Genomic DNA, 26,607 nt, shown 5'->3' with positions numbered 1-26,607 from the left:
ACGGAGACCGATGGCATGGCTCATTCATTTACCCGGCCGCAGCTCGCCGATCCGTCGCTGATCCGTTCGGCGGCATGGATCGACGGCGAATGGCTCGAAGCGCCGGACGGCGCGACGATCACCGTGGCCAACAAGGCCACGGGCGAGCCGATCGCGACGGTTCCGTTGCTCGGCCGCGAGGCGACGGCCAAGGCCGTTGCGGCGGCCCAGGCCGCGTTGCCGGCCTGGCGCCGGCGCAGCGCCAAGGAGCGCGCAGGCATCCTCAGGAAGTGGTTCGACCTCGTGATGGCGCATCAGGAAGATATCGCGCGCATCATGACCGCCGAACAGGGCAAGCCACTCACGGAATCGAGGGGCGAAATCGCGTACGCGGCTTCGTTCATCGAGTGGTTCGCGGAGCAGGGCAAGCGCATCGAGGGCGACATGCTGGAAAGCCCCAATGCGGCGCAGCGGATCATGGTGCTCAAGCAACCGATCGGCGTGTGCGCGGCGATCACGCCGTGGAATTTCCCGGCGGCGATGATTACGCGCAAAGCCGCGCCGGCGCTCGCGGCGGGCTGCACGATGGTGCTCAAGCCGGCTTCGCAAACGCCGCTCACGGCGCTCGCGCTGGCCGAGCTGTCGCATCGCGCCGGCGTGCCGCGCGGCGTGTTCAGCGTCGTGACGGGCTCCGCGCGCGAGATCGGCGCGGAACTCTGCGAGAACCCGATCGTGCGCAAGCTGTCGTTCACGGGCTCGACGGAAATCGGCAAGGTGCTGATGGCGCAATGCGCGTCGACGGTGAAGAAGCTGTCGATGGAACTGGGCGGCAACGCGCCGTTCGTCGTGTTCGACGACGCGGATCTCGACGCCGCCGTGCAGGGCGCCATCGCCTCGAAGTTCCGCAACACGGGGCAGACGTGCGTCTGCACGAACCGTTTCCTCGTGCAGGCAGGCGTCTACGATGCGTTCACGGCGAAGCTGAAGACCGCGATCGCCAATCTGCGCGTGGGCGACGGCATGGCGGAAGGCACGAGCCAGGGGCCGCTCATCGACGCGGCGGCGCTCAGCAAGGTCGAGGAACACGTGGCGGACGCGCGCAGCAAGGGCGCCGACATCGCGCAGGGCGGCAAGCGCTCGGCACTGGGCGGCAACTTCTTCGAGCCGACGCTGCTCGTGAACACCTCGCTCGACATGCAGATCTTCCACGAGGAAACCTTCGGGCCGGTGGCGGCGGTGCTGCGCTTCTCGACCGAGGAGGAAGCGGTGGAGATCGCCAACGCCAGCGAAACCGGGCTTGCATCGTACGTGTACACGAACGATATGTCCCGCTTCTTCCGTATCGCCGAAGCACTCGAAACGGGCATGGTCGGCGTCAACACGGGGCTGATTTCGAACGAGGTCGGCCCGTTCGGCGGCATCAAGGAAAGCGGCTTCGGACGCGAGGGCTCGAAATACGGCATGGACGACTACCTGGAGACGAAGTACGTCTGCGTGCAGGTGGCGTAACAGCCCACCCGCAACGAAAAGCACGGCGTCAGCGGGGCTGGCGCTTCATGGATGGAGGAGACTTTAAATGTCGGATATCAGCAAGCCGTTGCCCCTCGTGGCCAGGCATTCGTCGCGCATGCGCTGGATCGTGGTGCTGGTCCTGTTCGGCTCGGTTCTGGTCGGCTTTTTCGACCGGATCAGCGTAGCGGTTCTTTTCAATAATCCCGACTTCTATAACGCCCTGAATGTCGGTTTCAATCCCACCAAGCTGGGATTCCTGATGACGGCGTTTCTGATCGCGTACGGTATTTCGTCAGTCGTGCTGAGCATCATCGGTGACGTGTTCAAGCCCGGCAAGGCACTCTCGGTGTCGGCCGTGATCTGGGGCGTGGTGATGCTCGGCATGGGCGCCGCGCAGAGCTTCGGCACGATGATTTTCGGGCGCGTCGTGCTCGGCATCATGGAAGGGCCGCAATTCTCGCTGATCGCGAAGATCGTGCACCGCTGGTTCCCGCCCGAAGAGCGGGGCCGCGCCAATGCGGTGTGGATGGTGGGCAGCCCGATCGGTTCGGCCGTCGGCTTTCCGCTCACGCTTTGGCTCGTGCACGCGTATGGCTGGCGCGCATCGTTCTATATCTTCGGTGTCATCAGCCTGTTCATCATGGCGCCGCTGATCTTCTTCACGACCCGCGACCGCGCGCGCTATGCGGACCCGGAAAGCTCGCGCCAGGCCGTGGCCGCCGAGGCCAAGGAGAAGGTCGATCTGCGTCTGTTCCTCAAGGACTACCGGTTCTGGCTCGTCACCGCATACGGCTGCGGGCTCCTGATGTACCTGTGGGGGCTCAACAGCTGGCTGCCGACCTATCTCGAGCGCGTCCGGCACTTCAACCTCGGGCAGATGGGGATCTACTCGTCGCTGCCGTTCATTCTGATGTTCATCGGCGAAGTGTTTTCGGGCCTGCTGGCCGACCGTCTGGGCAAGCGCGCGATTCTCTGCTTCATCGGTCTTGCCGGCGCGGGCCTGCTGCTCTTCGCGGGCACGCAGATTCAGGATCCGCACGTGGCGGCGATCGTGATCGCGCTGAGCGCCGGCTGCTGGGGTCTCGGGTTGCCGGCCCAATACGCGCTCGCGATGGACATCATTCCCGTCTCGGTCACGTCGGCAGGCATCGGGGTCAAGAACGGCTGCAGCAATCTGATGGGGGCGCTCGCTCCGGTTCTGATCGGCTGGATCGTCAGCACGACGGGGAGTTTCAATACCGGTCTGCTGGTCATCGTTCTGGGCAGCCTCGTCGGCGCGGTGATGATGCTGCCGCTGATTCGCCGCTACTGAGCGGCGCGCTGGGAAACGCGGCCTCGTCAAACAGGCCGCGCATTGCTGTTTCTTATAAATAGTCATACTAATTAAATTGGAGATCTATCTTGCAGAGCAATCGCTTTCGTCGCAGACTGGCGGTTTCGGCCGCCTCGTGCCTGGCGCTGACCGCAATGCATGGGGCGAATGCCCAGAGCAGCATGCAGTCAGGCGCGTCCGACTCGTTCGTGCAGCTATACGGAACCGTCGGAACCTATATCGGTACGTCCAAGCGCTCCGGAGATCCGAAGGCCGCCTTCGTGGAAGGTAGCGGCGGCTTGACGACGTCGTTCTGGGGTATTCGCGGCCGCGAAGACCTGGGCGGCGGCAATGCGATGATATTCAGCCTGGAGAGCTTCTTTCAGCCTTCCACGGGCGCCTTGGGCCGCAAGCCGACCGATCCGTTCTTCTCCCGCAATGCCTACATGGGATTCAGCACGCAGTACGGTACGTTGACGTTCGGGCGTCAGACGAACCCGACCTACGTCAACATGCAGGAACTGAATCCGTTCGGGGCCTCGGTCGTGTTCTCGCCGATCGTGCTGCAATCGTTCGTCTCGACCTATAACGGCGTCCTGATCGGGGATACGGTGTGGGACAACGCGATCCAGTACAGCTCTCCCTCGCTGAAGGGCCTGGCCGTGACGGGCATTTACGGCGTCGGCGGCGTGGCGGGGCAGCCCGGCGTGGCGAACCTCGGTTTGCACGCGAACTATTCGTCGGGGCCGTTTTATGCCGGCGTGTCGTTGCAGCGTGTGCGCACGCCTGTCACCGCGCCGGTGTCCGAACAGGATGCGTGGCTCGCCGGTATGCGCTACAAGCTGCCGTTCGTCACGCTGTACGGCGCGATGGAAGGCAGTCAGACGTATGGCTTGCGCTCGTCGAGCCGTACCTATCAGGCCGGTGCGGCCGTTCCGACCGGACCGTTCGGTTATGTTCTCGCCGAGTGGGCCCGCACGAACTACGACACGGTCCCGGCCTCGCATGGGTGGATTCGCAACACCGGCGCGCTCGCGTACGACTACCTGCTCTCGAAGCGCACCGATGTCTATGCCGTGTGTCTGTATGACAAGATCGCCTCGAAGGGATCGGCCACGACGTTCTCGCTGGCGATACGGCATCGTTTCTAAAACCGTCGCGCGAATTTAAGTATTTGCTTCAATCATTTAGGAGTCCAATTCTGAGAGTCGGTCACGGGTGATTTCCAGCGGCAAAAAACAAGGGGCGATCTGCGTAAGCAGATCGCCCCTTGTTCATTCGATACGAGCAGCGCCGGCGAAGCGCCGGTCTTATCCTTGCGCTTCGGCCCGCCGCGCGAAGTACTCGAAAGAGTGCTCCCAATGCACGGGCGTCATGATTTGTGCCATCCGTTTGGCGCGTGCCTCGGGGGCGAGTGCCGTCTGCGGCAGCCCCGCCGAGCGCGCGAGCACCTCGATCCGCGCGGCGCGTTCGAGGAACACGCCGACACAGATCGCGTGCTCGATCGAGCGCCCGCAGAACGTCACGCCATGGTTGGCCATCATCACCACGTCGTGGCTGCCCATTGCTTCGGCAAGCGCCTTGCCTTCTTCCGGCTTGACGATCAAGGCGGCCGTTTCGCGCATGACCGGCAATTCGCCGAAGTAGTCGGCGTCGAGCGTATAAGGCGTGAAGCGTTCGAGACAGCCGGACAGGATCGAGGCGTGGCGCGGATGCGTATGCGCCACGACCAGCACGTCCGGACGCTGGAGAAAAATTTCGCTGTGGATCGGCCACTCCGAATGGCGTCCGCCGCTGCCGGCGATCTGCTTGCCTTCGAAGTCGACCAGCACGAAATCCTCGGCGCCGCGTACTTCTTCGAGACCGATGCGATTACGTTTGAGCCAGAAGCCGCGACCTTGCGGATCGCGCAGCGACAGATGTCCCAGCGACATGTCGCCGTGGCCTTCCAGTTCGAGAATGCGGCAACCGAGTGCGAGCCGGTCGAGTGCGCGTTTGAGATCTTCGTTCATGTCCATCATGTATGTCTCGTCAATCGATACGTCAGCGGATAAGGTCCGCGAATAAGAAGGGTCACGCGCAAAGCGTATTCAGCGCATGCCATGCGAGAGGCGGCGCGAAATGAAAACCAGCGCACGGTCGAGTACGAGACCGACGAGGCCGATCGCGAGCATGCCCGCATACAGTTTGTCGTAGCGGAACGTGGCCCCCGAGTTCGCGATATAGAAGCCGAGACCGTGCGTGTCGCCGATCATTTCGGTCACGATCACGACCGTCATGCCGATCGGCAGCGCAATGCGCAGACCGTTCAGAATGCCGGGCAGCGCCGCCGGAATCAGGACGTGGCGCAGCAGCGTGCCGCGGGTCATGCCCATGTTCTGGCCGGCCCAGACGATTTCGCGCCCCGTCGCGCGGCTCGCCAGATGCGTTGCGACCACGACCGGGTAGAGGCATTCGAGCGCGGCAAAGGCAATTTTCGACGGCGTGCCGATGCCGAACAGGAACGTGAAGATCGGAAACAGCGCGATCTTCGGCACCGGATAGCCCGCGAAAAACACCGGCTCGAACAGGTATTCGAACCAGCGCACGCGGGCGAGCCCGAAGCCGACCAGCACCCCGGCCACCGAGCCGATCACGAAGCCGGCGAAGGTGCGGCCCGTGGTCACCAGTACGTGATAGGGCAGATTGCCGGACATCGTGTCGTTGATGAAGGCCGCGAACACCGCGCCGAGCGGCGGCAGCACGCGCGCCGAAATGAGGCCGGACAGCGCGACGCATTGCCAGAGCAGCAGCATCAGCGGCACGGAGTACCAGGCGCGTGTGCCGGACCACATACGTTTGAGTGCGATCATCGCTGAGCCTCCTCGGTGCCGAGCAGCACGCCGCGCAACGCGCGTTTGCGCACCGCCATGAGCAGGCGATCGGCGACGAAGCCGAGCAGCCCGTAAGCGACCACGCCGGTCAGCATGATGTCGTAGCGCACCCAGTCCTGGCCTTCCGTAATCAGCAGACTCAAACCCGTTTTCGCGCCGATCAGTTCAGCCGCGAACAGCGACACGAACGACAGCGCGAGCGCCACGCGCAGGCCCGCGAAAATGCCCGGCAGCGTTGCGGGCAATACGACACGCAACAGCAGCGTCGGGAACGGCGTCTCGAAGTTGCGCGCGACCCATACCAGATGCTTGTCCATTTGCTGGACCGCATGCTGCGCGGCGAGAAACACCGGAAACGACACGCTCAAGGCGACGATCGCCGTCTGCGTCGCGCTCGTGAGGCCGAAAATAAGCAGCATGATCGGCAGAAAAGCGATCTTCGGCACGGGATAGACGAACGCGACGAGCGGATCGGCAAATTCGCCGACCGGCTTCGACAGGCCCGCCACCAGCCCGAGGGCCGCGCCGATCGCCGAGCCGATGGCGAAACCGCCGATCAGCCGCAACAGGCTGTCGCGCAGGTAGGTCCACAGCTCGCCTTCGCCGGCCAGCTCGCGCGTCGCGCTGACGATGTCGCTCGGAAACGACAGATAGGGCGGCAGCTTGCCGCTCGCACCGAACCACTGCCACAGCGCCAGCACCACGATCGGCACCGCGGCGCGGCCGGCCATGTAGGGCAGGCGCCGCCATCCGCCGCGGCGCGGCGGTGCCGGCACATCGAGAACGGCGCTCATGCGACCCGCTCCACTTCGCGTGCCTTGATGACCTCTTCGCGCAATGCTTCCCACAACGTCGTGCGCAACTCGAAGAAGCGCTGCGATTTGCGGAACGACACGAAGTCGAGACCTTCGCGGTCCACCTGCAGATCGAGCTTGATGCGCGCGGGCCGTGTGGAGAACACGACGATGCGCGTGGCGAGCGTCACGGCCTCGTCGATGTCGTGCGTGACGAACAGCACGGTGCGGCGATGCTTCGCCCAGATGTTGCCGAGTTCTTCCTGCAGCAGCTCGCGGTTTTGCGCATCGAGTGCGCCGAACGGCTCGTCCATCAGCATGATGCGCGGTTCGAGCGCGAGCATGCGGGCGAGCGCGACGCGCTGCTTCATGCCGCCGCTCAATTGCGCCGGATACATGCCGCCGCCTTCCGGCAGGCCGATCATCGTCAGCAATTCGCCGACCCGGGCCGCGCGCGTTCGTTCAGGTACGCCGCCGATGCGCATCGGCCATGCGATGTTCTCGGCGACGGTGGCCCACGGAAAGAGCGAGTAGCCCTGAAACATCATGCCGCGATCGCGGCCCGGGCGATCGATCGGCTTGCCGTCGACGAGTATCTCGCCGCCGGAGAGCTGATCGAAGCCGCCCGCCATGTGCAGGAACGTGCTCTTGCCGCAGCCCGAAGGGCCGAGAATCGCGAGGAATTCTCCTTCCTCGACCGCGAGATTGAACCCGTCCAGCGTGGCAACGGGACCTTTCGGTGTCGCAAAGACTTTGCGCACACCGCGTGCTTCGAGAATCGGCATTGCACTTATTCCTTCGGTAGCCACGACATGTCGACGAGCTGATTCACATCCACCGGCTTGCGCTGAATGCCGTTCTTGATGAGGATGTCCTGCATTTTCGCGAGGGTCTGCACGTCGACGCGATCGGTCGGGTCGCGATAGTAGTCCGACATCGACAGATACACCGCCGGCGTGACGCGCACGTCGTGAGCGTCGATCAGGGCCTGACGGGCGTCCTTGGTGTGATCGTCGTAAAAGCGCGTCGCGGTTTTGAGGTCCTTCAGGAATGCATGCACGGCGGCCGGCTGGTTCTTCAGCACGTCCGGCGAGGCGATCACGAGCATCAGCTCCTGATCGAACGGCACCGCGTCGCGCGACGTGAACAGCGGCCGCACGCCGCCGCGCGTTTCTTCCGAGCTGGCAAACGGCTGCGGGAAGACGCCGACGTCGATCATGCCCGAGCGCAGCGCCTGGCCCTGCGCGGGGAAGCTGACCGGCACGAAGGTCACGTCGCGATTCGGATCGATGCCGTTCTTTTCCAGCACCAGTTTGGCCCACAGGTGCGTCGAGCTATTGAGCGCATCGATGCCGATCTTCTTGCCCTTCAGATCCTTGATGCTCTTGATCGGCGAGCTGTCGCTCACGAGGTAGGTGGTCTGGAAACCGTTCGCGCTTTCGCGGGACAGCGAGGCGATGACCTTGAATTTCGCGCCTTCGGAAGCGGCCAGCAGCGCCGCGTTCGCACTCGTCGTGATGAAGTCGAGCGCGCCGGCCTCGAAGGCCTGGAAGCGTTTGTCGTTGCCGGCAAAGCGCGTGATGTCGAGCGTGTAATCCTTGCCCTGTCCCGGGGCGACGGCCGGCTTCGCATGCAGCAGCCAGAGCTGTTCCTCGCCCGCGCCGCCGATGCCGACGCGCAGCGAGGCCGGATCGGCATGCGCGAGCGTGCTGGCGAGAATGCTGCCGACCATGACGGCGACGCGCGCAATGCCACGGCCAGCGGAGTACGGTTTGAACACACGTCTACTTCTCATCGGTCACCTCTTTGATATGGGTATTGGCGTTTCGTCTATGAAACGTTGTTTCTAATTCGATCTACGCCCGATTCTACTGCGCTAAAAAAACCTGTCGCAAATGCTTTTGCGATTTCGTTCGCCTCGACGTCATGACGTCGCCCGATACTGCGGAATCGTCGTCATTCGTGTGTCCTGACGAAGTCGTGACGAGCCGATGAACCCGCACCACGGCTCCCCGGCACGCGGCCGCCGTTGAGTCGCTGCGTCAGCTGATCGGCTGTAAAGCGCACCTTGTCGACGAGATTCGACTCGAATAAAGCGGGGGCGAGTTGCGGACTCAGAATCGTCGTCGTGACGACGGCCGCGATGCGCCCGGTCGCGTCGCGCACCGGTGCGGTCACCACCGAGATGCCGCTCTCGAAGCTCGACTGGCCGATGGCGAAGCCGCGCCGCGCGTTGGCGAGTACCAGGGCATGCAAGGCATCGACGGTTGCCGGCGTGTGTTGCGTATAGCGCTTGAGCGTGCGTTCGGGGTAGAGCGCGTGCAGTTCGTCGGCATCCAGATCGCCGAGCAGCACGTGACCATGCGTCGACGCATGGGCGGGCAAGCGCGTGCCGATGCTGACCCTCACCGAACTGAACGGTGCGGCATGGCTTTGCGCTTTCGCGACGAACACCACGTCTCGCTCGTCGCGAACCAGGATATGCGCGGTAAAACCGGTGTCGTCACGCAACTGGTCGATAAGCGGCTGGCCGAGTCCGGTCAGTTCGAGCGAACCCAGATACTCGAGACCGAGACGCAGCGCCGCGACGCCAGGCCGGCAATTGCGATCCGTATCGGTGCGCTCGACGAACCCGTGGGCTTCGAGCGTTTGCAGCAGCCGGAATACCGTCGTGCGAGGAATGCCGAGCCGCTTCGACAATTCGGACACGCCCAGTACGGGCTCGCGCAGCGAGAATTCGGTGAGGATGCGCAGGCCCCGTTCGAGAGCGGGTACGCGATAGTTCGTGTCGCTGCGATCTTTCTGCGTGTCGGATGCGGTGCCCGTCAATTCGGGGGTCATGCGTTACTCCATGGGCCGCCGCTCGCGCGGCGGAGGGCGTCGTTGAACGCGCTCTATTGGGTTCCTGTTTGTTCCGTGAATGAAACGCTATTTTTCAGGTGGCACAATCGTAGCGTGATGGAATAAAAAAAGCCTTGTTTTCCGCATCAGGGGAAACCCGCAACGAGAACGGCGCGAGAAGAAAAAGTAGAACGAAATTGCGGAAAAAACGCTGAGCCAAGCATAGTGGCGCGTGTTGCGGCTTTACATGTAAACCCCAACGGAATTTGTTTTTGAACTTTTTCTCGACGACGCTAAGATATTCCACATAACAAACATTTGTCCATTAGTGGAACGTTTCGCGACATCTGATCGGCTGGCGGGGATTTGCCCGACAAGGTTCATCGAGTTCTCCGGCCTTGCCGCACGGGAGCGTGTCGACTGCGTTCCCGAGGCGTGAGCGCCAAGGCCGGACGATGTGGTTCCGATGGTGTGTGTGGCTCCATACGCCAGATCATTCCCGCAGCAGGGAACGCGTTGGCGTATTGATTTGTAGAACTTAAATATTGGCAAGCTAAACAACAAGGGTCTAAAAAAATGAAACGACAGCTTCTCGCTATCGGTTTGGCCGGTCTTTCCACCACGGCGTTCGCACAAAGCAGCGTCACGCTATACGGGGTCATCGACGAAGGGGTGCAGTACCTCAACAACGTCAAGCAGGTCGTCAACGGTAAAACCGTCGGGGGCAGCCAGATCGGTCTCGATTCGGTAAGCGGTCCGTGGGGATCGAGATGGGGCGTGAAGGGCGCCGAAGATCTCGGCGGAGGCTGGAAAGCGATCTTCACGCTGGAATCCGGCATGAACCTCAACAACGGTGCGCTCGCGCAGGGCGGCACGATGTTCGGCCGTCAGGCTTTCGTCGGCATTACGCAGGATCGTCTCGGTACGATCACACTGGGCCGGCAATACGACAGCGTCTCGGACATGTCGGCGGCCTTCGGTCCGCAGACCGCGTGGGGCACGAGCGCCGGGCATCCCGGCGACATCGACAACATGATTCGCTCGTACCGCTTCAACAACACGATCAAATACACGAGCCCGAATCTCGCCGGCTTCACGCTGAATGCCACGGGCACGCTCGGTGGTGTCGCGGGCGACTTCTCGCAGAGCAGCGCCTACACCTTCGGCGTGCTGTATTCGCGCAACGCGCTTGTCGCGGGTGCCGCGTACGAATTCGTCAAGAACCCGTCGAATGTCGGGGCGCCGTTGAACAGCAACGCGAATGCGGCGCCGCCGGCCACCACCGGCGCGTATTCGCCGCTGAACTCGGGCTACCTGGCGGGCGCCCATCCGGCCGGCTCCTGGCAGGATATCGTCGCGGGCGCGGCTTATACGTTCGACCGCTTCGCCATCGGCGCGAACTACTCGAACGTGCGATACGGGAACATCGGCAACCTGAACGGCGCCTCGGCGGTCTTCAACACCATCGAAGTCAACGGCAAAGTCCAGTTCAATCCGGCCTGGTTCCTCGGCCTCGTGTATAGCTATACGAAAGGCAATTCGGTTGTCGGCGATCTGGGCAACCAGCACTTCAACCAGTTCGGCTTCCTCGTGAACGATACGCTCTCGAAGCGAACCGATATCTACTTCGAGGGCATCTATCAGATCGCCAGCGGCACGAATTCGCTCGGCGGCCAGGCCAGGGCCAACATCGATTCGCTCGGCGAATCGTCGTCGAACCATCAGTTGTTCGTGCGGCTTGCGCTACGGCACAAGTTCTGAGCTGGGCGCGATGCGCGTCGAGGGGCCGGCCTTACTATATATAGGCCCGGCCCTTTATCTGACCTTGGCTGATCTCCGGAATTGCCGCAGCATTCAGTACGACGGTGCCTGGTGCCGCGCCTACATGGAGAACTGCTTCTCGACATAGTGAATGTGCTTGAGCATCGCACCTTGCGCCGCATCGGGATCGCCGTCGCGCACGGCGAAGTAGATCGATTCATGCTGGCGCAATCGGGCGCGGGCCTGCGAGACGGCATTCTTGTTGTTGAGCGTCGCGTCATAGGTGTTGCTCGAGATGTGCTCGCGCAACACCGTCACGGCGCTGGCATAAAACTGCTCGATGAGCCGGTTGCGGCATGCGGCCGTCAGCGCCGCATGAAACTCGACGTCGGTCGCGGCTTCCGAATCGACGTCGGCCCGCGCGACCGCGTCGCGCATTTTCGCGAGGATGCTCTCCAGCCGCTCATGATCGCGGCGCGATGCACGCTGTGCCGCAAAGCGCACCGCCGCACACTCGAAGACCAGCCGGAACTCGAACATCTCCTCGCGTAGCGGCTGCGTATCGGCAATCAATTGCAGCCACGGCGCGACGAGCCTGGCCGGTCTGCTGCCGAGCAAATACACGCCGCTGCCGCGCCGTGTTTCGACAAGCCCCTTGCTCGCCAGTCGCGCGATTGCCTCACGCACGGTCGCGCGCGATACGCCGAGTGTCTCGGCCAGCGCCCGCTCGGACGGGAGTCGCTCGTTCTCCTGCCAGCAGCCTGCCTTGATGTCGGTCTCGATTCGTCTGACCGTTTGAGCGATCACGCTCACGCTTTTCGAATGACTGTCCATTTCCAACTCTCATGCAGCCTTTCATGTAGCCCCTCATGCAACCGCTCACGCGGACCCGGCCGAAAAGTGGCCTGACCAATTTGCCGGGGCGTTCGACCGGCCGCATGATGCAAGCCAATCCGGCAAGCGCCCGCGACGCAGGTTCGACGCCCCTTGGCGGAGCTACCCACATACAGGAGGCCATGATGAGCCAAACTTCATTGGTAATCAAACTGCACGATAACGACGACGTTCTGATTACCCGCGGCGCGATTGCCGCGGGCACGACGCTCGCGGATTTCGACAACCTCGTCGTTGCTGCCGACGTTCCGCCCGCTCACAAGATCGCCTGCCGCGAGGTGGCGCAGGGCGCGCCGGTACGGCGCTATGGTCAGATCATCGGTTTCGCCACCCAGGCGATTCACTGCGGCGACCATGTGCACGTGCACAACATGTCGATGGGCGAGTTCGCGCGCGACTATGCGTTCGGCGAGGACGTCAAGGCCGTCGTGCCCGCGCCGGAGCCGCTCACGTTCCAGGGCATCCGGCGCGCGGACGGACGCGTCGCGACGCGCAATTACATTGGCGTCATCAGCACGGTGAACTGCTCGGCGACGGTCACCAAGCTCGTCGCGCAACATTTCTCCACGCCCGACGCCTTGAAGGCCTATCCGAACGTCGACGGCGTGGTCCCGCTCACGCATAGCTTCGGCTGCTGCATCGACCACCACGGCGAGGGCATCCAGCAATTGCGCCGCACCATCGGCGGCTATGTCAAGCATCCGAACTTCGCGGGCGTGGTCATCATCGGCCTCGGCTGCGAGGCGAACCAGATGGGCGCGATGTTCATCGCCGAAGGTGTCGAGCCGGGCCCGCTGCTCGTGCCGCTCGTGATGCAGGAGCAAGGCGGCACGCAAAAGACCGTGGATGCCGCGATCGCCGCCGTCGAGAAGATGCTGCCGGTGGCCAACGAGGCCGTGCGCGAGCCGCTGCCGGTTTCGCACATCAATATCGCGCTGCAATGCGGCGGCTCGGACGGCTATTCGGGCATTACCGCCAATCCGGCGCTGGGCGCGGCCGTCGACCTGCTCGTGCGGCACGGCGGCACGGCGATTCTGACGGAAACGCCCGAGATTTACGGCGCCGAGCACCTGCTCACGCGCCGCGCGATCAGCAAGGAAGTGGGCGAGAAGATCGTCGAGCGCATTCACTGGTGGGAGTCCTACGCGGAGCGCGAGAAGGGCAGCATCGACAACAACCCGACGCCGGGCAACAAGGCCGGCGGTCTCACGACGATTCTGGAAAAGTCGCTGGGCGCGGTGGCGAAGAGCGGGTCCTCGCCGCTGATGGGCGTGTATCGCTACGCCGAGCCGGTCGATACGCATGGTCTCGTGTTCATGGACGCGCCGGGCTACGACCCGATGGGCGCGACCGGCCAGATCGCCAGCGGCGCGAATCTCGTGGTGTTCACGACGGGCCGCGGTTCGTGCTTCGGCGCGAAGCCGGCGCCGTCGATCAAGGTCGCGACCAATTCGACGATGTACAAGCGCATGGTCGACGACATGGACATCAATTGCGGCGAGATCATGGAAGGCACGGCGAGCGTCGAGCAGAAGGGCGAGGAAATTTTCCGCATGATCGTCGAGGTCGCGTCGGGCGGTAAGAGCAAGAGCGAAGCGCTCGGCGTGGGTAACGAGGAATTCGTGCCCTGGATGATCGGCGCGCAGATGTAAGTGCCGCGCGCGCCGCCGCGGCGACCAGGCCGATAGCGGCGCGTTGGCGTGTGGGTGCGTTGATACGGTTGAGCTTGGGTTGGCGTCCGTCGCGGCGGCCATGCCGCATGGGACCGGACGACGGACGTCGCGCGAAACTCGCCGTGCGGCGCCAGCGCTTATGGGCTCTGATGCGGGCTCTGAATCGGGCTCTGAAGAGAGTTCAGAAGCGAGCCCAAAGCCGACCTCGAAGATGCTTCCGCGGCACCGCAACGCAAGCCCACAACACCCGCTAATCCACCGCCGGGCTTTGCGTGCTGGCCCGCACGACCAGTTCGAAGCCGACATCGACGATGCGCGGCTCGTCGTTGTCTTCGGGCGCTTCCACGCGCGCGATCAGTTCCTCGGCGATACGCCGGCCGATCTCGGCCGCGCGCGGCTGAACCGTCGTGAGCGGCGGCACGCATTCCTCGCTGAACGGCAAATCGCCGAAACCGGCGACGCGCAGTTGCTGCGGAATCCGGATGCCGCGCCGTTGCGCTTCGAACAGCGCGCCGAGCGCGATCACGTCGTTGGAGCAGGCGAGCGCATCGACGTCGGGCATGCCGTCGAGCACCGCCGTCAACGCGCGCGCCCCTGCGCGCGGCGTGGCGTCGCCCGGGATGTCTTCGACGCGCACGTCGAGGCCCGCCTTCAGCATCGCCATGCGGAAACCTTCGCAGCGCTGCCGGGCGCGCACGTCGCTCGTCATGCGTGCGCCGATGAAGGCGGCACGGCGTGCGCCGATGTCGAGCATATGCTGGGCGATCGCGGCGCCTGCCTCGTAATGGGAAAACCCGACTTGCAGATCGAACGGCTGTTCGCCCAGTTCCCACATTTCCGCGACCGGCAGGCGCGCGGTGCGCAGCAGCGCGCGTGTTTCGTCGCCGTGCCGGCAGCCGGTCACGACCAGCGCGGTCGGCGACCACGACAGGAAGGTTCGCACGAGGTCCGCCTCGCGGCCGGGGTCGTATTCGGATGCGCCGAGCAGCAGCTGGTAGCCGTGCTGGTCGAATTCCTTCTGCATGCGGCCGACCGTCGCCGAAAAGAACGCGTTGCCGAGCGACGGCACCACCACGCCGATCGCGCGCGTGCGCGCGGCGGCGAGGCTGCCCGCCAGCAGATTCGGCACGTAGCCGAGCACTTCGATGGCTTTGCTGATGCGCGGCGCGATGCGCGACGAAACGGCCTCGGGATTGCGGAGAAACAGCGAAACGGAACTGGCGGAGACGCGCGCGCGAGCGGCGACGTCTTCCATCGTGACACGGTTGGTGCTGCGCCGGGTGCGCGGTGCCTTGATTGTTGTCTGTGGCATAGGCTGCAAACGGTCGAAAAAACACGCGCCGCGGTGGGCGCAAACCCCAATTGTAATTGACCCGACGGCATTCGACGCAGCGCAACGGGTTATTGAAGCCGTACTAACCCTGGTAACACTTGCAAATTTAATAGCGCTATTATTTCGCAGCGCTGCGATTTCAGTCGCGCGGCCTGAACAAGGAACACGGTGCCCCCATGCCTTCATCCGATTTACGCTGCGTGCTCGATGTCCGCGCCCAACTGGGCGAATGCCCCCGTTGGGACGAGCGGGCCGGCGTGCTCTACTGGGTCGACATTCTCGAACCGGCGCTGCATCGCTTCGATCCGGCCACCGGCGTCGACACAGCGCTGGCCGTGCCGGAGCACATCGGCTGCTTCGCGCTGAACGAGGCGGGCGGTTTCATCGCCGGCCTGCGCTCGGGCATCTGGACGCTCGACGAGAACGCGCGGCCGCTCGAATGCCTCGCCGCCAATCCCGAGGACGTGCGCACGAGCCGCTTCAACGATGGCCGCTGCGATGCCGCGGGCCGTTTTTTCGCCGGCACGATCGACGAGCCGAAGGCGGGCGGCAACGCGCATCTCTATCGCTACGGGAGCGGCCGGCTCGACGCGCTGAGCGCGGGGCTCCTGACGTCGAACGGTCTTGCGTTCAGCCCGGACCAGCGCTGGCTGTATCACTCCGATACGCCCAACTTCACGATTTACCGCAGCGCGTACGACGCCGCGACGGGCCAATGCGGCGCGCGCGAAGTGTGGGCGCGCATCGAGCCGACCCCGGACGACCGCGGCCGCCCCGATGGCGCCGCCGTGGACGCTGAAGGCTACTACTGGAGCGCGTTCTACGAAGGCGGGCGGGTGGTGCGCTTTACGCCCGACGGCCAGGTCGATGCGGTGCATCGGCTGCCGGTGCGCTGCCCGACCATGTGCGCATTCGGCGGCGACGATCTGCGCACGCTCTACATCACGTCGGCGCGCGCGGGGCGCGGCGCCGACGAACTCGACCGCGAGCCGCTGGCCGGCGGCATCTTTGCATTGCGCACCGAGGTGCCCGGACTGGCCGAGCCACGCTGGCGCGCATCCGCTTGAATCTTTTATTGACGGAACCCGACATGCCTGATCTGAAAGACCTTTCCCTGTTGCGCACGCAATGCCTGATCGGCGGCGCATGGCGCGCGGCGCACGACGGCCGCACGCTCGACGTCACCGACCCGGCGACGGGCGAGTTGATTGCCAGCGTGCCGTCGATGGCGGCCGCCGAAACGCGCGAGGCGATCGCCGCGGCGCAGGCGGCGCTGCCGTCGTGGCGCGCGCTGACGGCCAAAGCCCGCGCGGTGCTGCTGCACAAATGGCACGACCTGATGCTCGCCCACCAGGACGACCTCGCCTTGCTGATGACGGCCGAGCAGGGCAAGCCGCTGGCCGAGGCGAAGGGCGAGATCGCGTTTGCCGCGAGCTTCATCGAATGGTTCGCCGAGGAGGCGCGGCGGGTCGACGGCGACGTGATCGCCACGCCGTCGAACGACCGCCGGCTCGTCACGATTCGCCAGCCGGTCGGCGTTTGCGCGGCCATCACGCCGTGGAATTTCCCGGCGGCGATGATTACCCGCAAGGCGGGGCCGGCGCTCGCGGCGGGTTGCACGATGGTGCTCAAGCCCGCCTCGCAGACGCCGCTGTCGGCGCTCGCGCTGGCCGTGCTGGCCGAGCGCGCGGGCATTCCGGCCGGCGTGCTCAACGTCGTGACGGGCAACGCGCAGCGGATCGCCGAGGAACTGACGGGCAACCCGATCGTGCGCAAGCTGTCGTTCACGGGCTCGACCGACATCGGCGCGCGCCTGATGGAGCAGGGCGCGCGGCATATCCAGAAGCTGTCGCTGGAGTTGGGCGGCAACGCGCCGTTCATCGTGTTCGACGACGCCGATCTCGACGCCGCCATCGAAGGTGCGCTGATTTCGAAGTACCGCAATGCCGGGCAGACCTGCGTGTGCGCGAACCGCTTCTACGTGCAGGCCGGCATTTATGATGCCTTCGTCGACAAACTCGCGGCGCGCGTGCGCGAGCTGCGTTGCGGCGACGGCCGTGCCGCGTCGACGCAGATCGGCCCGCTGATCGACGATCGCGCGCTCGCCAAGGTGGGCGAGCTGGTCGCCGATGCCAAGGCGCACGGCGCGCAGGTGCTGTGCGGTGGCGAGCCGCTGGCATTCGACGGCGCGACCGCGCGCCACTACGCGCCGACTGTGCTGACGAACGTCACGCCCGGCATGCGCGTCGCGCGCGAGGAGATTTTCGGCCCGGTCGCGCCCGTCATGCGCTTCACCGACGAACAGGACGTGATTGCGCTCGCTAACGACACGGAGTTCGGTCTCGCCAGCTATTTCTACACGCGCGACATGGCGCGCGTGTGGCGCATCGCGGAAGCATTGGAATTCGGCATGGTGGGCATCAACACGGGGCTGATCTCGACAGCGGAAGCGCCGTTCGGCGGCGTCAAGCAGTCGGGGCTCGGACGCGAGGGTTCGAAATACGGCATCGACGAGTATCTGGAAATGAAGTACTTGTGCATGCAGGTGGCATAACGGCATGATCTCGCACGAACGTCTCGTGCAAAAATCGCAGCGCTGCGAAAAGTGGCGCGCGGGTTGCCGGCCGGAAAAGCCTCAATACAAGTCCGCCGGCGGCCTCAGAGAGAGATGAGGAGACAATGATTTTCACCATACTGAGCTTTGCTTTTTTCACCGCGCTGGTCGGCTTCGTGTCGTACCTGTTCACGCGTCGCGCGAAGGATCACGGCGCGCGCGGCTATTTCATGGCGAGCGGCGGGCTGACGGGCTGGTTCATCGCCGGCTCGATGATGCTGACCAATCTGTCGGTCGAGCAGATGGTCGGCCTGAACGGCGACGCCTACGCGAACAACCTCTCGGCAATGGCCTGGGAATGCACGGCGGCCGTCGCGACCGTGGCGCTGGCGATGTTCTTCCTGCCGCGCTACCTGCGCGGCGGCTTCTCGACGCTGCCGCAGTTTCTCGAGGAACGCTACGACGCGACCACGCGGCGCGTGGTGAGCGCGTTCTTCGTGGTCGGCTACATGCTGGTGGTGAACCCGGCCGGCCTGTATCTCGGCGCGATCACGTTCAACCAGGTGTTCGGCGTGCAGGCGCTGTTCGGCATGTCGTACGCGAGCACGATCACGATCCTGGTCTGGATGTCGGGGATCATCGGCGCGATGTATGCGGTGTTCGGCGGCTTGCGGGCGGTGGCGGTGTCCGACACGATCAACGGCATCGGCCTGCTGATCGGCGGCCTGATGGTGCCGGTGCTCGGCCTGCTCGCGCTCGGACATGGCGACTTCTTCTCCGGCGTGCACATCATCACGACCCAGGCGCCGGAGAAACTCTCGGCGATCGGCGGTCCGAAGGATTCGGTGCCGTTCGGCACGCTGTTTACCGGCATGATCTTCGCCAACCTGTTCTACTGGTGTACGAACCAGTCGATCGTGCAGCGCACGTTCGCGGCGAAGAACCTCGCCGAAGGCCAGAAGGGCGTGCTGCTGTCGGGCATGATGAAGCTGCTCGTGCCGCTCATCATGATGGTGCCGGGCATCATCGCGTTCCATCTGTATGCGGGCCATCCGCTGAGCCGTCCCGATCTCGCCTATCCGCAACTGGTGGCGGACGTGCTGCCGTGGTGGGCCAAGGGCTTCTTCGTCGCGGTGCTGTTCGGCACGGTGATGAGCCACTTCAACGCGGTCATCAACAGCACGGCGACGCTGATCGCCTTCGACTTCTATCGCGCATGGAAGCCCGATGCCAGCGACGAGAAACTGATTCGCGTCGGCAAGAGCGCGAGCGTGGCGATCGCCGTCATTTCGCTGCTGATCGCACCGCTGCTGATGTACGCGCCGGACGGCATCTACATCCTGATGCGCCGTTTCACCGGCTTCTACAACATCCCGATCATCGCGGTCGTGCTGGTGGGCTTCTTCAGCAAGCGGGTCGGCGCGTTCCCAGCGAAGATCGTGCTGCTGCTGCACGTGCTGATCTACGCGTTCGGCATCCTGCTGTTCCAGCTCGACAAGAAGTTCGGCATCAACTTCGTGCACGTGATGGGCATCCTGTTCGTGTTCGAAGTCTCGCTGATGCTGGTGCTCGGCCGGCGCCACCGCCGCGCGACGGCCTACGAGCCGCAACTGCGGCGCACCGGCGACATGACGCCGTGGCGTCACGCCAGCACCATGAGCGTGTTCCTGATGGCGATGCTCGTGACCATCTATCTCACCATGTCGCCGCTCGGCGTCGCGCGCCACGGCGGCGTCACGGTCCAGTACCAGGTCTTTATCGCGCTGACATGGGCTGTCGCGCTCGTGCTGATGGCGGTGTTCCGCCGCTGGACGCTGGCTCATGAGCGGCGCCTCGAATGGAACAGTTCGGCGAACGAATCGGGCGGACATTGACGGACCGGGATCGACCCAACGAACAGAACAGGCAAGGAAAAAACCGATGAACTGGCAGACAGAAGCGGATGGCAAGCTGGTATTGCGCGTGGCGGGCCGCACGCTGTTCGAGCACACGCCGCATGCGCCGGCCGTATTCGTGGGATGCGGCGTCGAGCGGATGGACATGTATCGCGGCAACTTCGACATCGAGGATTACGTCGAGGAGCGCGTCGCGCTGCGCGATGCGCGGCTCACGCCGCTGCCGGACGGCGGCGCGCGCATCGAGCTGGCCCGCGACGTGCAGGCGAAGCCGGAACTGACGATCGTCGCCAGCCAGTCGGCGCACGGCGTGCAGCTTGAGTTGTCGGCGCGCGACGGCCTCAACCGCCTGTGGTGGCGCGTGCCCGCGCAGCACGACGAGCACGTGTGGGGCTGCGGCGAGCAGATGTCGTATTTCGATCTGCGCGGCCGCCATTTCCCGCTCTGGACCTCGGAGCCCGGCGTGGGCCGCGACAAGCACACCTATCTGACGTGGCAGGCCGACACGACCGCGAAGGCGGGCGGCGATTACTACCACACCAACTATCCGCAGCCGACCTTCGTGTCGTCGCAGAAGTACTGCCTGCACGCGGAAACGACGGCCTATGCCGATTTCGATTTCCGTCATGCCGAGCGTCACGAACTGCAATTCTGGGCGATTCCCGAGCGCTTCGAGTTCATCCTCGCCGATGATTACCCCACGCTCGTCGAGCGCGTCTCGCAACGCTTCGGCCGCCAGCCCGCGCTGCCCGCGTGGGTGATGGACGGCGCGATTCTCGGCCTGAAGAACGGCCGCGACCACGCGCAGCGGATCATGGAGCAAAGCGTGGCGGCGGGCCTGGCCGTGAGCGGCCTGTGGTGCGAGGACTGGGTCGGCATTCGTCAGACCTCGTTCGGCAAGCGGCTCTTCTGGGACTGGCGCTGGAACGAAACGCGCTACCCCGGCCACGCCGAATGGGTGAAGCAGCTCAACGCGCGCGGCGTGCGCTTTCTCGGCTATGTGAACCCGTATCTGTGCAACGACGGCACGCTGTACGCCGAGGCGAAGGCCGCCGGCTATCTGGCGACGCGCGCCGACGGCAGCGACTATCTGGTCGATTTCGGCGAGTTCGATTGCGGCGTGGTCGATTTCACGAACCCGGCCGCGGCGCGCTGGTTCGAAGAGCGGGTGATTCGCGGCGAGATGCTCGACCAGGGCCTCGACGGCTGGATGGCGGATTTCGGCGAATACCTGCCGATCGACGTGACGCTCGCCAACGGCGTCGACGCCAAGCTGATGCACAACGCGTGGCCCACGCTGTGGGCAGAGGCGAACGCGCGCGCGATCGCGGCGGCGGGCCGCACCGGCGACGCGGTGTTCTTCATGCGCGCGGGCTATACCGGCGTGCAGGCGCATTGCCCGCTGCTGTGGGCCGGCGACCAGTCGGTCGACTTCACGCGCCACGACGGCTTGCAGACCGTAATCTGCGGCGCGTTGTCGTCGGGGCTGCTCGGCAATGCCTATCACCATAGCGACATCGGCGGCTACACGAGCCTGTTCGGCAATACGCGCACGCCGGAGCTGTTCCAGCGCTGGGCGGAAATGGCGGCCTTCACGCCGATGATGCGCACGCACGAAGGCAACCGGCCCGACGAGAACTTCCAGTTCTGGCAGAACGACGCGGTGCTCGCGCACTTCGCGCGCATGACGCGCGTGTTCGTCGCGCTGAAGCCGTACGTGCGCGAACTCGTCGACGAGGCGGCGTCGCGCGGCCTGCCGCTGCAGCGTCCGCTGTTCCTGCACTACGAGCAGGATCGCGCGACCTACGCGATCCAGGACCACTACCTGTACGGCCGCGATCTGCTGGTCGCGCCGGTGCATGCGGCCGACGTCACGCAATGGCGCGTCTACCTGCCGCAAGGCGATGCGTGGACGCATCTATGGAGCGGCACGCGCTACGAAGGCGGCCAGCATGTCGAGGTCGCCGCGCCGCTCGGCGAGCCGCCGGTCTTCGTGCGCCACGGCGCCGCGCGCGAGGCGCAATTGCTGACGCTCGGGAAGGACGCGAAGTGAGCGCGTTTCTGCATCATCTGCTGTTCGCGGTCTGCGTAGCGACCGCGACGTTTACGCAGAGCCTGACCGGCTTCGCGTTCGGGCTCGTGCTGCTCGGCCTCGTCGCAGTGTTCCATCTCGCGCCGTTGCCGGTCGCGGCAAATGTCGTCACGATGATGATACTGGCCAATGCCGCGATGCTGGTGCGCCGCGTACCGGCCCTGCCGCGCAGCCTGCTGGTGCCGTCGTATGGCAGCAGCCTCGTCGGCGTGGCGATCGGCGCGTGCCTGCTGGCGTGGCTGTCGGACAACGCGATCGGCGCGGTGCGCTTCGCGCTCGGCGTGGCAATTCTGGCGTGCAGCGTGCTGCTGGTCGTGCAGACGAAGCCGCGCGCGCAGCTCGGCTCGACCGCCAGCTTCGTGTTTTACGGCGGTATTTCGGGCGTAATGGGCGGCGTGTTCGCGAGCGCCGGTCCGCCGATGGTGTTTCATCTGTATCGCCAGCCGCTCGATCGCATCGTCGTGCGCGATACGCTGGTGCTGCTGTTCGCGATCAACGCCGTGCTGCGGCTCATCATCGTGCTGGCCCAGCACCGTTTCGACGCGGCTTCGGTGGCGTTGAGCCTCGAGGCGCTGCCGGTCGTGCTGGTCGTCACCTGGCTCGCGCGCCGGTATCCGCCGAACTGGTCTCCGGTCGCGGTGCGGCGCGTGGTCTTCGTGCTGCTGGCGATCGCGGGCGGCAGTCTCGTCGCGCCGGCTATCACCGGCGCCGGCACGGCGGCGCACGCGAAGACGGCGGCGCTTATTTATCAATCTGGCAACCTCACGGCTTGAACATGGTGCAACGAAAACTCAAACAACTCAGCGAATTGCGCAGCCAGCGCTGGCTCGCGCCCGACGACATGCGTTCGTTCGCGCATCGTCAGCGCCTGCAGCAGATGGGGTTGCGCCGCGAGGAATTCATGTCGCGCCCGGTGATCGGCATCATCAATACGTGGAGCGATCTGTCGCCGTGCCATGCGCATCTGCGCGAGCGCGCCGAAGCCGTCAAGCGCGGCATTCTGCAGGCGGGCGGCATGCCGTTCGAACTGCCGGCGATGTCGCTCGGCGAAGTGATGGTCAAGCCGACCACGATGATCTACCGCAATTTTCTCGCGATGGAAACCGAGGAATTGCTGCGCTCGCTGCCGATCGACGGCGCGGTGCTGATGGGCGGCTGCGACAAGACCACGCCCGGCCTGATGATGGGCGCGCTGTCGGCGGACCTGCCGTGCATCTTCGTGCCGGCCGGCCCGATGCTCAGCGACCGGCATCGCGGCCAGGTGGTCGGCGCGGGCACGCACACGAAGAAGTTCTGGGACGAATACGTGGCCGGCAATATCGAGCAGCCCGAATGGATTTCGCTCGAAGCGCGCATGACGCGCGCGCCCGGCACCTGCAACACGATGGGCACGGCCAGCACGATGACCTCGATCGTCGAGGCGATGGGCTTCACGCTGCCGGGCGCGACGAGCATTCCGGCGATGGACGCCTCGCATACGCGGATGTGCTCCGCGAGCGGCGAGCGCATCGTCGGAATGGTCTGGGAAGACCTGAAGCCGAGCCGCTTCTTCACGCACGAGTCGGTCGAGAACGGCATCGTGACCTACATGGCGCTCGGCGGTTCGACGAACGCGGCGATTCATACGATCGCGATCGCCGGACGCGGCAACGTGCCGCTCACGCTCGACGACATCGAGCGCGTCGGCAAGCGCATTCCGGTGCTGGCCGACGTGTTTCCGTCCGGCCAGCGGCTCATGGAAGACTTCTATTACGCGGGCGGCATCCCGGCCTTGCTGGGCGTCGTGAAGGCGCATCTGTCGCTCGACTGCATGACCGTCACGGGCGCGACGCTCGGCGAGAACCTCGCGCGCTTCGAAGCGGGGCAGCGTCCGCAGGGCGAGGACGCGATCCGGCCGCTGACCGATCCGGTCAGCGAACGCGGGGCGCTCGGCGTGCTGCGCGGCAATCTCGCGCCGAGCGGCGCGGTCATCAAGCCGAGCTCGGCGAGTCCGCATCTGATGAAGCATCGCGGCCGCGCGCTCGTGTTCGATTCGATCGCCGAGATGAACGCGAAGATTCACGACCCCGCACTCGACGTCGACGCGGACACCGTGCTCGTGCTGCGCGGCGGCGGCCCGGTCGGCGCGCCCGGCATGCCCGAGTGGGGCAACCTGCCGATTCCGAAGAAGCTGCTCGCGGCCGGCGTGCGCGACATGGTGCGCATCTCGGATGCGCGCATGAGCGGCACCCACTACGGCACCTGCGTGCTGCACGTCGCGCCCGAAGCGGCGGCGGGCGGACCGCTCGCGCTGATCCGCACCGGCGACACGATCGAACTCGACGTGGCAGCCGGCCGCCTCGACGTGCTGCTGACCGACGACGAACTGGCGCGTCGCCGCGCCGACTGGCACGCGCCGCCGAAGCCGCGCAAGCGCGGCTATATCCGCCTGTACGTGGAGCATGTTTCGCAAGCGGACAAGGGCTGCGACTTCGACTTTCTGACGGGCTTCGAAGAACCCGTCGAGCCACCCATTTTCTAGGACGCACATGATGAGCAACCGAAGCAAGCAGGACCCGTCGCGCAACGCGTTTCGCGACGCGCTGAAGCGCACCGCGGACAGCACGATGCGCGCGCATCCGCTCGGCACCTGGCTGATGTCCGGCGCGGCGTCGACCGCCGAAGCGCTCGGCCACGCCGGTTTCGACTGGCTGCTGATCGACATGGAGCACGCGCCGCTCGAATTCACCGACGTGCTGCATATGCTGCAAGCCGTCGAATGCGGCGGCGCGGCGTCGATCGTGCGCCTCGCGCGCAACGACGCGACCCTCGCGAAGCGGGCGCTCGACATGGGCGCGGCCACGCTGATGTTCCCGTATGTGCAGAGTCCCGAAGAGGCGCGCGCGGCCGTCGCCTCGATCAAGTTCCCGCCGCTCGGCACGCGCGGTTTCGCGGCGATGCATCGCGCGAGCCGCTATGGCACCTGGAGCGAGTTCGGCAAGCGCGCCAATGAAGCGACCGCCTGCATCGTGCAACTCGAAACACCCGAGGCCATTACGCGGCTCGAAGAGATCGCGGCCGTGCCCGGCGTCGACGCGCTGTTCGTCGGGCCCGGCGATCTGTCGGCGGCGATGGGCAAGATCGGCAATCTGGCCGATGCGGACGTGCGCGCCGCGCTGGCCGATTGCGCGCGCCGGGCGAACGCGATCGGCATGCCGATCGGCATCGTCGGGCCGACGCCCGAGATGGTCAGCGAGTTCGTCGCGATGGGCTACGACTACGTGGCGATCGCGTCCGACCTCGGCATGATGATGCGCCAGGCCGGCGCTTTCATCGCCGCGCTGGACAAGGTTCAGGTCAGCGCCAACGCGGGCGGGCCGTACTAACCATGCCAGGCACTCCGAAACTGTTCGCGCTGCGTAGCGACGCATGGCAACTGCGCATCGCGCCCTCGCTCGGCGGCGCGATCGTCGATGCGCGCTGGCATGGCCGCGATGTGCTGCGCCCGATGCCGGACGCCGAGCTTTCGGCACGCAACGTGCGCAAGAGCGCATGCTATCCGCTCGTGCCGTTTTCGAATCGCATCGCGTTCGGCGCGTTTCGTTTCGGCGATACGCAGTACACCTTGACGAATAACCTGGCCGGAATCCAGCACGCGATTCATGGCGTCGGTTTTCAGCAGCCCTGGCAAGTGACGGAGAGCGAGGCGAGCGCGCTCGACATGCGGCTCGTGCACACGCCCGACGAACACTGGCCGTTCGCATTCGACGCGCGGCAGCGCATCGAGATCGACGGCGACGTGCTGCGGCTGAGCCTGCGCATCGTCAATACCGGCGCCGAGGCCGCGCCGTGCGGCGCGGGCTGGCATCCGTTCTTTCCGCTCGATACGGAGGCGGGACCGACCACGCTCGCGACTGAATGGGCCGCGATGCTGGTGACCGACGCCGACGATCTGCCGTGCGCGAGCGTGTCGCCGTCCGCGTTCGGCGCGCTCGACGACACCGTCGTCGACAACTGCTTTACCGGCTGGAGCGGTGCCGCGACGATCGACACGCCGCATCACCGGATCGCGATTGCAGCGGGCGACACGCTGCGCTGTGCCGTGCTGTTTCGCCCGGCCGGGCAGCCGTTTTTCGCCTTCGAGCCGGTGAGCCATGCGAACAACGCGCTGAACGGCAACGCGCCGCCGATGCACGTGCTCGCGCCCGGCGCCGCGCTCGAGGCGCACATGTCGATCGCATTGCAGGCACTTCCGGCCACATTCGCCGCCCCATTCGGCAACAGGAGACAAGCATGAATTCAAACCGTCCGCTGTATCCGGCGCTCGCCGGACAGGTGACGTTCATATCGGGCGGCGCGTCGGGCATCGGCGCGGCCCTCGTCGAAGCGTTCTGGGAGCAGGGCGCGCAGGTGGCCTTCTGCGATCTCGACGAAGAAGCCGGCCATGCGCTCTGCGAGCGGCTCGGCAACGCGGCGCCGAGCGCGGCGGTCGAGCGCCTGCGCCCATGGTTCGCGCGCTGCGACGTGTGCGACATCGACGCCTATCGCGCCGTGCTCGACGTGGCGGCGCGCCAGCTCGGGACGATCCGCACGCTGGTCAACAACGCGGGCCGCGATACGCGCCATGCGCTCGACGATCTCTCGGTCGAGATGTGGCACGAGATGCTGGCCGTCAATCTGACGCACCACGTGTTCGCGACGCAGCGCGTGGCGCCCGGCATGCGCGAGGCGGGCGGCGGCTCGATCATCAATCTCGGCTCGATCTCCTGGCTGCGCGGGCGTCCCAACCTGATCGGCTACACGGCTTCGAAGGCGGCGATTTCGGGGATCACGCGCACGCTCGCACGCGAGCTCGGCGAGCACGGCATCCGCGTCAACGCGGTGCTGCCGGGCGCCGTCGTCACGCCACGGCAGACGGCGCTGTGGCGCGATCCCGCCGCCGATCAGCAGTTTCTCGATTTGCAGTGTCTGAAATATCGCGTCGTGCCCGAGCATGTCGCGGACGCTGCGTTGTTTCTCGCAAGCCCGCAGGCGATGGCGATCACGGGACAGAACCTGGTCGTCGACGCGGGACTCGCTCAGGTGTCGGTAGTCGGATAGGAGGGTAGCGGCGGT

The 26,607-nt window shown here is 65.2% G+C and carries 22 protein-coding genes; 14 read left to right on the top strand and 8 right to left on the bottom strand.

Going from position 1 to position 26,607, the window contains the following annotated elements:
• The first annotated feature begins 15 nt into the window (after positions 1 to 15).
• The 3 genes from G3N58_RS22145 to G3N58_RS22135 all read left to right on the top strand — a co-directional run bounded on the left by G3N58_RS22145 (position 16) and on the right by G3N58_RS22135 (position 3,954).
• Complete coding sequence (locus tag G3N58_RS22145) at positions 16 to 1,488, top strand: NAD-dependent succinate-semialdehyde dehydrogenase (protein ID WP_206000228.1); 1,473 nt, start codon at positions 16 to 18, stop codon at positions 1,486 to 1,488.
• A gap of 67 nt (positions 1,489 to 1,555) precedes the next feature.
• Entirely contained in the window at positions 1,556 to 2,803 is a 1,248-nt protein-coding gene (locus tag G3N58_RS22140) for an MFS transporter (protein WP_167041328.1), read from the top strand.
• A gap of 89 nt (positions 2,804 to 2,892) precedes the next feature.
• The gene (locus G3N58_RS22135; protein ID WP_240162811.1) at positions 2,893 to 3,954 is read left to right on the top strand and encodes a porin; all 1,062 of its coding nucleotides are present in this window, start codon (positions 2,893 to 2,895) and stop codon (positions 3,952 to 3,954) included.
• 159 nt (positions 3,955 to 4,113) lie between these two features.
• Here the strand turns inward: G3N58_RS22135 and G3N58_RS22130 are convergent, their stop codons facing one another.
• The 6 genes from G3N58_RS22130 to G3N58_RS22105 all read right to left on the bottom strand — a co-directional run bounded on the left by G3N58_RS22130 (position 4,114) and on the right by G3N58_RS22105 (position 9,311).
• Positions 4,114 to 4,824, bottom strand: a complete 711-nt coding sequence (locus G3N58_RS22130) for a class II aldolase/adducin family protein (protein ID WP_205990220.1) — start codon at positions 4,822 to 4,824, stop codon at positions 4,114 to 4,116.
• 69 nt (positions 4,825 to 4,893) lie between these two features.
• On the bottom strand, positions 4,894 to 5,655 hold the full coding sequence (locus G3N58_RS22125; RefSeq protein WP_167041334.1) for an ABC transporter permease: 762 nt from the start codon (positions 5,653 to 5,655) through the stop codon (positions 4,894 to 4,896).
• Positions 5,652 to 6,470, bottom strand: coding sequence for an ABC transporter permease (locus G3N58_RS22120; protein WP_167041337.1), 819 nt, complete (start codon positions 6,468 to 6,470; stop codon positions 5,652 to 5,654). Before G3N58_RS22120 ends, G3N58_RS22125 begins: the two co-directional genes overlap by 4 nt.
• Positions 6,467 to 7,255, bottom strand: a complete 789-nt coding sequence (locus G3N58_RS22115; protein ID WP_206000227.1) for an ABC transporter ATP-binding protein — start codon at positions 7,253 to 7,255, stop codon at positions 6,467 to 6,469. The genes G3N58_RS22120 and G3N58_RS22115 overlap by 4 nt, the downstream gene beginning before the upstream one ends.
• A 5-nt stretch (positions 7,256 to 7,260) precedes the next feature.
• Positions 7,261 to 8,265 carry an ABC transporter substrate-binding protein gene (locus G3N58_RS22110; RefSeq protein ID WP_206000226.1) on the bottom strand — a complete coding sequence of 335 codons (1,005 nt, stop codon included), beginning with the start codon at positions 8,263 to 8,265 and terminating at the stop codon, positions 7,261 to 7,263.
• 161 nt (positions 8,266 to 8,426) lie between these two features.
• Entirely contained in the window at positions 8,427 to 9,311 is an 885-nt protein-coding gene (locus G3N58_RS22105) for an IclR family transcriptional regulator (RefSeq protein ID WP_206000225.1), read from the bottom strand.
• Positions 9,312 to 9,887: 576 nt separating this feature from the next.
• Here G3N58_RS22105 and G3N58_RS22100 point away from each other — a divergent pair.
• Positions 9,888 to 11,072 carry a porin gene (locus G3N58_RS22100; RefSeq protein WP_167041349.1) on the top strand — a complete coding sequence of 395 codons (1,185 nt, stop codon included), beginning with the start codon at positions 9,888 to 9,890 and terminating at the stop codon, positions 11,070 to 11,072.
• A 120-nt stretch (positions 11,073 to 11,192) separates the two neighbouring features.
• Here G3N58_RS22100 and G3N58_RS22095 read toward each other — a convergent pair whose 3' ends face one another.
• Positions 11,193 to 11,906 carry a FadR/GntR family transcriptional regulator gene (locus G3N58_RS22095; protein WP_167041352.1) on the bottom strand — a complete coding sequence of 238 codons (714 nt, stop codon included), beginning with the start codon at positions 11,904 to 11,906 and terminating at the stop codon, positions 11,193 to 11,195.
• Positions 11,907 to 12,091: 185 nt separating this feature from the next.
• Between G3N58_RS22095 and G3N58_RS22090 the strand changes: the two genes are divergently transcribed.
• Positions 12,092 to 13,618, top strand: a complete 1,527-nt coding sequence (locus tag G3N58_RS22090) for an altronate dehydratase family protein (protein ID WP_206000224.1) — start codon at positions 12,092 to 12,094, stop codon at positions 13,616 to 13,618.
• A gap of 271 nt (positions 13,619 to 13,889) precedes the next feature.
• Here G3N58_RS22090 and G3N58_RS22085 read toward each other — a convergent pair whose 3' ends face one another.
• Positions 13,890 to 14,951, bottom strand: a complete 1,062-nt coding sequence (locus G3N58_RS22085) for a LacI family DNA-binding transcriptional regulator (RefSeq protein WP_205990223.1) — start codon at positions 14,949 to 14,951, stop codon at positions 13,890 to 13,892.
• Positions 14,952 to 15,148: 197 nt separating this feature from the next.
• On the opposite strand from G3N58_RS22085, the gene G3N58_RS22080 reads away from it, so the two are divergent.
• From G3N58_RS22080 to G3N58_RS22045, 9 genes are all read left to right on the top strand, one after another.
• The gene (locus tag G3N58_RS22080; protein ID WP_206000223.1) at positions 15,149 to 16,039 is read left to right on the top strand and encodes an SMP-30/gluconolactonase/LRE family protein; all 891 of its coding nucleotides are present in this window, start codon (positions 15,149 to 15,151) and stop codon (positions 16,037 to 16,039) included.
• 23 nt (positions 16,040 to 16,062) lie between these two features.
• Positions 16,063 to 17,526, top strand: coding sequence for an NAD-dependent succinate-semialdehyde dehydrogenase (locus G3N58_RS22075; RefSeq protein WP_167041361.1), 1,464 nt, complete (start codon positions 16,063 to 16,065; stop codon positions 17,524 to 17,526).
• Positions 17,527 to 17,651: 125 nt separating this feature from the next.
• Positions 17,652 to 19,400, top strand: a complete 1,749-nt coding sequence (locus tag G3N58_RS22070) for a solute:sodium symporter family transporter (protein WP_167283804.1) — start codon at positions 17,652 to 17,654, stop codon at positions 19,398 to 19,400.
• Complete coding sequence (locus G3N58_RS34245; protein ID WP_277396981.1) at positions 19,348 to 21,474, top strand: alpha-glucosidase; 2,127 nt, start codon at positions 19,348 to 19,350, stop codon at positions 21,472 to 21,474. The genes G3N58_RS22070 and G3N58_RS34245 overlap by 53 nt, the downstream gene beginning before the upstream one ends.
• The gene (locus G3N58_RS22065; RefSeq protein WP_345889889.1) at positions 21,471 to 22,286 is read left to right on the top strand and encodes a TSUP family transporter; all 816 of its coding nucleotides are present in this window, start codon (positions 21,471 to 21,473) and stop codon (positions 22,284 to 22,286) included. Before G3N58_RS34245 ends, G3N58_RS22065 begins: the two co-directional genes overlap by 4 nt.
• A 2-nt stretch (positions 22,287 to 22,288) precedes the next feature.
• Positions 22,289 to 24,034: an L-arabinonate dehydratase gene (araD, locus tag G3N58_RS22060; protein ID WP_205192793.1), complete on the top strand. Its 1,746-nt coding sequence runs from the start codon at positions 22,289 to 22,291 to the stop codon at positions 24,032 to 24,034.
• Between the two features lie 10 nt (positions 24,035 to 24,044).
• Positions 24,045 to 24,878, top strand: a complete 834-nt coding sequence (locus G3N58_RS22055; RefSeq protein ID WP_241017203.1) for an aldolase/citrate lyase family protein — start codon at positions 24,045 to 24,047, stop codon at positions 24,876 to 24,878.
• A 2-nt stretch (positions 24,879 to 24,880) separates the two neighbouring features.
• Positions 24,881 to 25,789 carry an aldose 1-epimerase gene (locus G3N58_RS22050; RefSeq protein WP_206000221.1) on the top strand — a complete coding sequence of 303 codons (909 nt, stop codon included), beginning with the start codon at positions 24,881 to 24,883 and terminating at the stop codon, positions 25,787 to 25,789.
• Positions 25,786 to 26,592: an SDR family oxidoreductase gene (locus tag G3N58_RS22045; RefSeq protein ID WP_206000220.1), complete on the top strand. Its 807-nt coding sequence runs from the start codon at positions 25,786 to 25,788 to the stop codon at positions 26,590 to 26,592. The genes G3N58_RS22050 and G3N58_RS22045 overlap by 4 nt, the downstream gene beginning before the upstream one ends.
• Positions 26,593 to 26,607: the final 15 nt, after the last annotated feature.

The sequence above is a fragment of the Paraburkholderia sp. Ac-20342 genome (assembly GCF_017104985.1).
GTDB lineage: Bacteria > Pseudomonadota > Gammaproteobacteria > Burkholderiales > Burkholderiaceae > Paraburkholderia.
Note: the sequence above shows the minus strand (reverse complement) of the source record. Positions and strands in the feature narration are given on the sequence as shown.

Bases quoted from the DNA above. Each gene is read 5' to 3' on its own strand.
- G3N58_RS22115 (WP_206000227.1), bottom strand. From the start codon at position 7,255: ATGCCGATTCTCGAAGCACGCGGTGTGCGCAAAGTCTTTGCGACACCG.
- G3N58_RS22045 (WP_206000220.1), top strand. From the start codon at position 25,786: ATGAATTCAAACCGTCCGCTGTATCCGGCGCTCGCCGGACAGGTGACG.
- G3N58_RS22050 (WP_206000221.1), top strand. From the start codon at position 24,881: ATGCCAGGCACTCCGAAACTGTTCGCGCTGCGTAGCGACGCATGGCAA.
- G3N58_RS22140 (WP_167041328.1), top strand. From the start codon at position 1,556: ATGTCGGATATCAGCAAGCCGTTGCCCCTCGTGGCCAGGCATTCGTCG.
- G3N58_RS34245 (WP_277396981.1), top strand. From the start codon at position 19,348: ATGAGCGGCGCCTCGAATGGAACAGTTCGGCGAACGAATCGGGCGGAC.
- G3N58_RS22055 (WP_241017203.1), top strand. From the start codon at position 24,045: ATGAGCAACCGAAGCAAGCAGGACCCGTCGCGCAACGCGTTTCGCGAC.
- G3N58_RS22105 (WP_206000225.1), bottom strand. From the start codon at position 9,311: ATGACCCCCGAATTGACGGGCACCGCATCCGACACGCAGAAAGATCGC.
- G3N58_RS22085 (WP_205990223.1), bottom strand. From the start codon at position 14,951: ATGCCACAGACAACAATCAAGGCACCGCGCACCCGGCGCAGCACCAAC.
- G3N58_RS22090 (WP_206000224.1), top strand. From the start codon at position 12,092: ATGAGCCAAACTTCATTGGTAATCAAACTGCACGATAACGACGACGTT.
- G3N58_RS22130 (WP_205990220.1), bottom strand. From the start codon at position 4,824: ATGATGGACATGAACGAAGATCTCAAACGCGCACTCGACCGGCTCGCA.
- G3N58_RS22095 (WP_167041352.1), bottom strand. From the start codon at position 11,906: ATGGACAGTCATTCGAAAAGCGTGAGCGTGATCGCTCAAACGGTCAGA.
- G3N58_RS22100 (WP_167041349.1), top strand. From the start codon at position 9,888: ATGAAACGACAGCTTCTCGCTATCGGTTTGGCCGGTCTTTCCACCACG.
- G3N58_RS22080 (WP_206000223.1), top strand. From the start codon at position 15,149: ATGCCTTCATCCGATTTACGCTGCGTGCTCGATGTCCGCGCCCAACTG.
- G3N58_RS22145 (WP_206000228.1), top strand. From the start codon at position 16: ATGGCTCATTCATTTACCCGGCCGCAGCTCGCCGATCCGTCGCTGATC.
- araD (WP_205192793.1), top strand. From the start codon at position 22,289: ATGGTGCAACGAAAACTCAAACAACTCAGCGAATTGCGCAGCCAGCGC.
- G3N58_RS22070 (WP_167283804.1), top strand. From the start codon at position 17,652: ATGATTTTCACCATACTGAGCTTTGCTTTTTTCACCGCGCTGGTCGGC.
- G3N58_RS22110 (WP_206000226.1), bottom strand. From the start codon at position 8,265: ATGAGAAGTAGACGTGTGTTCAAACCGTACTCCGCTGGCCGTGGCATT.
- G3N58_RS22125 (WP_167041334.1), bottom strand. From the start codon at position 5,655: ATGATCGCACTCAAACGTATGTGGTCCGGCACACGCGCCTGGTACTCC.
- G3N58_RS22120 (WP_167041337.1), bottom strand. From the start codon at position 6,470: ATGAGCGCCGTTCTCGATGTGCCGGCACCGCCGCGCCGCGGCGGATGG.
- G3N58_RS22075 (WP_167041361.1), top strand. From the start codon at position 16,063: ATGCCTGATCTGAAAGACCTTTCCCTGTTGCGCACGCAATGCCTGATC.